This window comes from Rubrivivax gelatinosus (genome assembly GCF_016583785.1).
GTDB classification, from domain to species: domain Bacteria; phylum Pseudomonadota; class Gammaproteobacteria; order Burkholderiales; family Burkholderiaceae_C; genus Rubrivivax; species Rubrivivax gelatinosus_B.
The window spans coordinates 1-4,360 of the sequence record NZ_NRRU01000185.1 but is presented as its reverse complement, the minus strand read 5'-3'; the positions used below and the strand labels follow the sequence as shown (position 1 = coordinate 4,360).

The window sequence follows — 4,360 nt, the reverse complement described above, 5'->3', positions numbered from 1 at the left end:
CGTTCGGACAGGCGCCCGTCGGCGTCGAACTGGAAGATGCGGATGCCGCGCAGCGCGCCGTGGCGCGTCGTGCCGGCGAGGTTGATCGAGTAGTTGCGCTCGCCTTGCGGCGTCATGCGCTTTTCCTTCAGCCAGGCGCCGGTGCGCCCGCCGACGCCGAGCTGACGCGCTGGCCCGACGCCCGCGGCAGCAGCGTCGACGCCGGCATCGTCGAGCAGCGTGTGCCCGAGCTGCGCTGGCCCAGCACGCTGACACCCGAGGTCGTCGCCGCCGCGGTGCTGCCGCAGGAGACGATGACCACCGCCGAGCTCTGGCGCTACAGCGTGCACCTGTCCGACCAGGCGCAAGCCGCGCAGAGCTACGAGATCCTGTTCTGGAAGAAGGCGCTGTACCCGCTGGCCTGCCTGGTGATGATGGCGCTGGCGCTGCCCTTCGCCTACCTGCACGCACGCGCCGGCAGCGTCAGCCTGAAAGTCTTCGGCGGCATCATGCTGGGCATCGGCTTCGTGCTGCTGAACAACCTCGCCGGCCACGTCGGCCTGCTGCGCAACTGGACGCCGTGGATCGCGGCATCCACGCCCAGCCTGCTGTTCCTGATGCTGTCGCTGGGCGCCTTCGCCTGGCTGGTGCGCTACCGATGAGCCGCGGCCTGGTGCTCTTCGCCCATGGCGCGCGCGACCCGCGCTGGGCCGAACCGTTCGAAGCCGTCGCCGCGAACGTGCGCGCCGCCGCTCCCGGGGTCCAGGTGCGGCTGGCCTTCCTCGAGTTCATGCAGCCCGACCTGGCCAGCGCTGGCGACGAACTCGCCGCCGCCGGCTGCACCGACATCGCCGTCGTGCCCCTGTTCCTGGGCGCCGGCGGCCACGTGCGCCGCGACGTGCCCGGGCTGCTCGAGGCGCTGGCGGCGCGGCACCCCGACACCCGCTTCCGGCTGCACCCCGCCGTCGGCGCGTCGCCCGAGGTCGTGGCCGCGATGGCCGCCGCCGCGGTGCGTGCGCTCGGCACCTGAGAACACGAAGGCCGGCATGAACCTGCACCAGTTCCGATTCGTCCAGGAGGCGGTGCGCCGCAACCTGAACCTGACCGAGACCGCCAAGGCGCTGTTCACCTCGCAGCCCGGCATCAGCAAGGCCATCCTCGAGCTCGAGGAGGAGCTCGGCGTCGACATCTTCGCGCGCCACGGCAAGCGCCTGCGCCGCGTCACCGAGCCTGGGCAGGAGGTGCTGAAGTCGGTCGAGATCATCATGCGCGAGGTCGCCAACCTGAAGCGCATCGGCGAGCAGTTCTCCAAGCAGGACGCCGGCACGCTGTCGATCGCGACCACGCACACCCAGGCGCGCTACTTCCTGCCCGGGCCGATCGCCCAGCTGCGCAAACGGTTCCCCAAGGTCCAGGTGGTGCTGCACCAGGGCATGCCGGAGCAGGTGGCGCGCATGCTGCTGGACGACGTCGCCGAGATCGGCCTGGCGACCGAGGCGCTGAGCAACTACGAGGACCTCGTCACCCTGCCCTGCTACGAATGGCAGCACGTGATGGTGGTGCCGCCGGACCATCCGCTGGCCACGGTCGAGCGGCTGACGCTGGAGCAGCTGGCGGCCGAGCCGCTGGTGCTCTACCACGCCACCGTCTCCGGCCGCAGCCGCATCGACCAGGCCTTCGCACGCGCCCGGCTGAAACCCACGCTGGCGCTGGAGGCGATCGACTCCGACGTCATCAAGACCTATGTGCGCCTGGGCATGGGCGTGGGCATCGTCGCCGAGACCGCGGTGCGCGAAGACCCGCCCGGCGGCGACCTGGTCTCGCGCCCGGTCGGCCACCTCTTCGGCAGCAACGTCACCCGGGTCGCGTTCAAGCGCGGCGCCTACCTGCGCCAGTTCGTCTACGCTTTCGCCGAACAGCTCTCAGACAGGCTGTCCACCGCCCTCGTGCAGCGCGCGATGGCCGGCGAAGGCAGCGACTACAACCTCTGATGTACCAAGCCCGTACCCCGCCCCTGACCAGCCGGCTGCCCAACGTCGGCACGACGATCTTCACCGTCATGTCGGCGCTGGCCGCCGAATGCGGCGCCGTCAACCTGGGCCAGGGCTTCCCCGATTTCGGCTGCGACCCGGCGCTGGTCGAGCACGTGCACGCGGCGATGCAGGAAGGCCTGAACCAGTACCCGCCGATGGCCGGGGTGCCGGCGCTGCGCCAGGCGGTGGCGGCCAAGATCGCCGCGCTGCACGGCCGCCGCTACGACGCCGACCGCGAGATCACGATCACCGCCGGCGCGACCCAGGCCATCCTGACCGCGGTGCTGTGCTGCGTGCACCCGGGCGACGAGGTCGTCGTGCTCGAGCCCTGCTACGACAGCTACGCGCCCAACATCGAACTCGCCGGCGGCACGGTCGTGCGCGTGCCGCTGACGCCGGGCACGTTCCGGCCCGACTTCGAGCGCATCGCCGCGGCGCTCGGGCCGCGCACGCGCGCGATCATCGTCAACACGCCGCACAACCCGGCGGCCGTCGTCTGGACACGCGCCGAGATGCAGCGCCTGGCCGAGATCCTCGCGCCCACCGACGTGTTGCTGATCGCCGACGAGGTCTACGAACACATGGTGTTCGACGGCGGCGAACACGTCAGCGCCGCGGCGATTCCCGAGCTGGCGGCGCGCGCCTTCGTCGTCTCCAGCTTCGGCAAGACCTTCCACGTCACCGGCTGGAAGGTCGGCAGCGTGGCCGCGCCGGCGGCGCTGACGGCCGAGTTCCGCAAGGTGCACCAGTTCAACGTCTTCACGGTGAACACGCCGATGCAGCACGGGCTGGCGCGCTACCTCGCCGACCCGGCGCCCTACCTCGACCTGGCGGCCTTCTACCAGCGCAAGCGCGACCTGTTCCGCGCCGGGCTGGCGGCGAGCCGGCTGCGCCTGCTGCCCTGCGAAGGCAGCTACTTCCAGAGCGTCGACTACTCGGCCGTCTCGGACCTGCCGGAAGCCGAGTTCTGCCAGTGGCTCACACGCGAGATCGGCGTCGCCGCGATCCCGATGTCGGCTTTCTACGAAGGCGGCTTCGAGCAGCACATCGCGCGGCTGTGTTTCGCCAAACGCGACGAGACGCTGCAACAGGCGCTGGACCGCCTGGCGCGGCTCTAGGCGCGCTCAGGCGCGCGGCGGCGGCGGCAGCGCCGGCGCCGGTTCGGGCTCGGACAGGTCCAGGTCCACCGGATCCGTCGTGCGCTCGGGCACACCCGGGTCGAAGACCGAATCGCGCTCCAGCGTCAGGTACGGGTGCGGCGAGGTCATGCCGAAGTCGGCTTCGTCGGACAGCGGCAGCAGCAGGTCGACGGTGCCGCTTTCCACCGCCTCGCGGTCCAGCAGGTCACGCGCCAGCGAGTACAGGAACAGCACCTCGCGGTAGGCCGGCAGGTCGAAGAGTTCGCCGCGCGACTTGCGGAACAGCAGCGCCTCGAGCTCGGCCATCGCGTCCAGCGGCTTGCCCCACACCTGCTCCAGCCGCGGCAGCACGCCAGGGTAGGCCTCGAGCGTGCGGCCCTGCTGCAGGTCGGCTTCCCATTCCGGCGCGTAGGCGTTGAAGCGGCGGTTGAAACGTTCGCGCGTGCGTTCGTAGGCCTCGCGTTCGCCGCGGCGGCGGTAGATCTCGAGCAGCTTCAGGTAGGGCAGCGGGCTGCCGCCGCCGGTGTCGCGCAGGTGTTCGACCAGCAGGTCGATCGCGGCGTCGTCCTGGCCGAGCACGATGAAGAACTCGGCCTGCTGCTCCAGGTCGAGCAGTTCCTCGATCGTGACGTCGCGCGGCGCGCCTTCGTCGGCGCGCGAGCCGGTGGGCAGCACCTGGGTGCGTTCGCCCGGGAACTCGTGCACCTCGGGGCCCGGGGTCTGCGGCATCAGCGTCGGCCGCGGCGGCGCCACCGGGCGCGGCGGCGGCATCGGTATCTCGGCCGTCATCAGCGGCAGCTGCGAGGTCGGGGTCGGCGGCATGCGCGGCGGCGCTTCGGCGGCGGCGGCACGGCGCCAGGCGCGCTGGCGCTCCTGCTGCAGCGCCCGCAGCCGCCACCACAGGCCGCCGCACAGCGCCAGCAGCGCGGCCACGGTCAGCAGCAGCGGCAGGAAGAAGCGGTCGTCGCCCGCCTGGGCGAGCTGGTGGCGCAGGTCGGCGACGAGCTGCCGGCTCTTCTCGGCCTCGCCGCGCATCTGCTTGACGCTGGCCTCCAGCGCCGCGATGCGCGCCTCGGCCGCGAGCGCCTGCGAAGCCGCGGCTTCGGCGGCGCTGGCAGCACGTGCGACCGCGGCGATCGCGTCCTCGACGGCGCTGGCGGCGGCGGCAGTCGTCGCCGCATGCGACGGCACCGGCTCGACCGCCTCCAG

General features: G+C 71.9%; 5 protein-coding genes. 4 read left to right on the top strand and 1 reads right to left on the bottom strand.

Annotated features, from left to right (window positions below; translation table 11 throughout):
• Positions 1–104 precede the first annotated feature (104 nt).
• The 4 genes from CKO43_RS25050 to CKO43_RS25035 are packed head-to-tail and all read left to right on the top strand — an operon-like array spanning position 105 to position 3,130.
• Positions 105–641: an LptF/LptG family permease gene (locus tag CKO43_RS25050; RefSeq protein WP_242481397.1), complete on the top strand. Its 537-nt coding sequence runs from the start codon at positions 105–107 to the stop codon at positions 639–641.
• On the top strand, positions 638–1,009 hold the full coding sequence (locus tag CKO43_RS25045) for a sirohydrochlorin chelatase (RefSeq protein ID WP_200230703.1): 372 nt from the start codon (positions 638–640) through the stop codon (positions 1,007–1,009). Before CKO43_RS25050 ends, CKO43_RS25045 begins: the two co-directional genes overlap by 4 nt.
• Before the next feature lie 16 nt (positions 1,010–1,025).
• Entirely contained in the window at positions 1,026–1,970 is a 945-nt protein-coding gene (locus tag CKO43_RS25040) for a CysB family HTH-type transcriptional regulator (protein WP_200230702.1), read from the top strand.
• Positions 1,970–3,130 carry a pyridoxal phosphate-dependent aminotransferase gene (locus CKO43_RS25035; RefSeq protein ID WP_200380365.1) on the top strand — a complete coding sequence of 387 codons (1,161 nt, stop codon included), beginning with the start codon at positions 1,970–1,972 and terminating at the stop codon, positions 3,128–3,130. The genes CKO43_RS25040 and CKO43_RS25035 overlap by 1 nt, the downstream gene beginning before the upstream one ends.
• A gap of 6 nt (positions 3,131–3,136) precedes the next feature.
• Here CKO43_RS25035 and CKO43_RS25030 read toward each other — a convergent pair.
• A partial coding sequence (locus tag CKO43_RS25030) for a type IV pilus assembly protein FimV (RefSeq protein WP_431191976.1) occupies positions 3,137–4,360 on the bottom strand: 1,224 nt, incomplete at its 5' end.

What these genes read in the sequence shown, in the direction of transcription:
- CKO43_RS25035 (WP_200380365.1), top strand. Translation starts at nt 1,970, where the DNA reads ATGTACCAAGCCCGTACCCCGCCCCTGACCAGCCGGCTGCCCAACGTC.
- CKO43_RS25045 (WP_200230703.1), top strand. Translation starts at nt 638, where the DNA reads ATGAGCCGCGGCCTGGTGCTCTTCGCCCATGGCGCGCGCGACCCGCGC.
- CKO43_RS25040 (WP_200230702.1), top strand. Translation starts at nt 1,026, where the DNA reads ATGAACCTGCACCAGTTCCGATTCGTCCAGGAGGCGGTGCGCCGCAAC.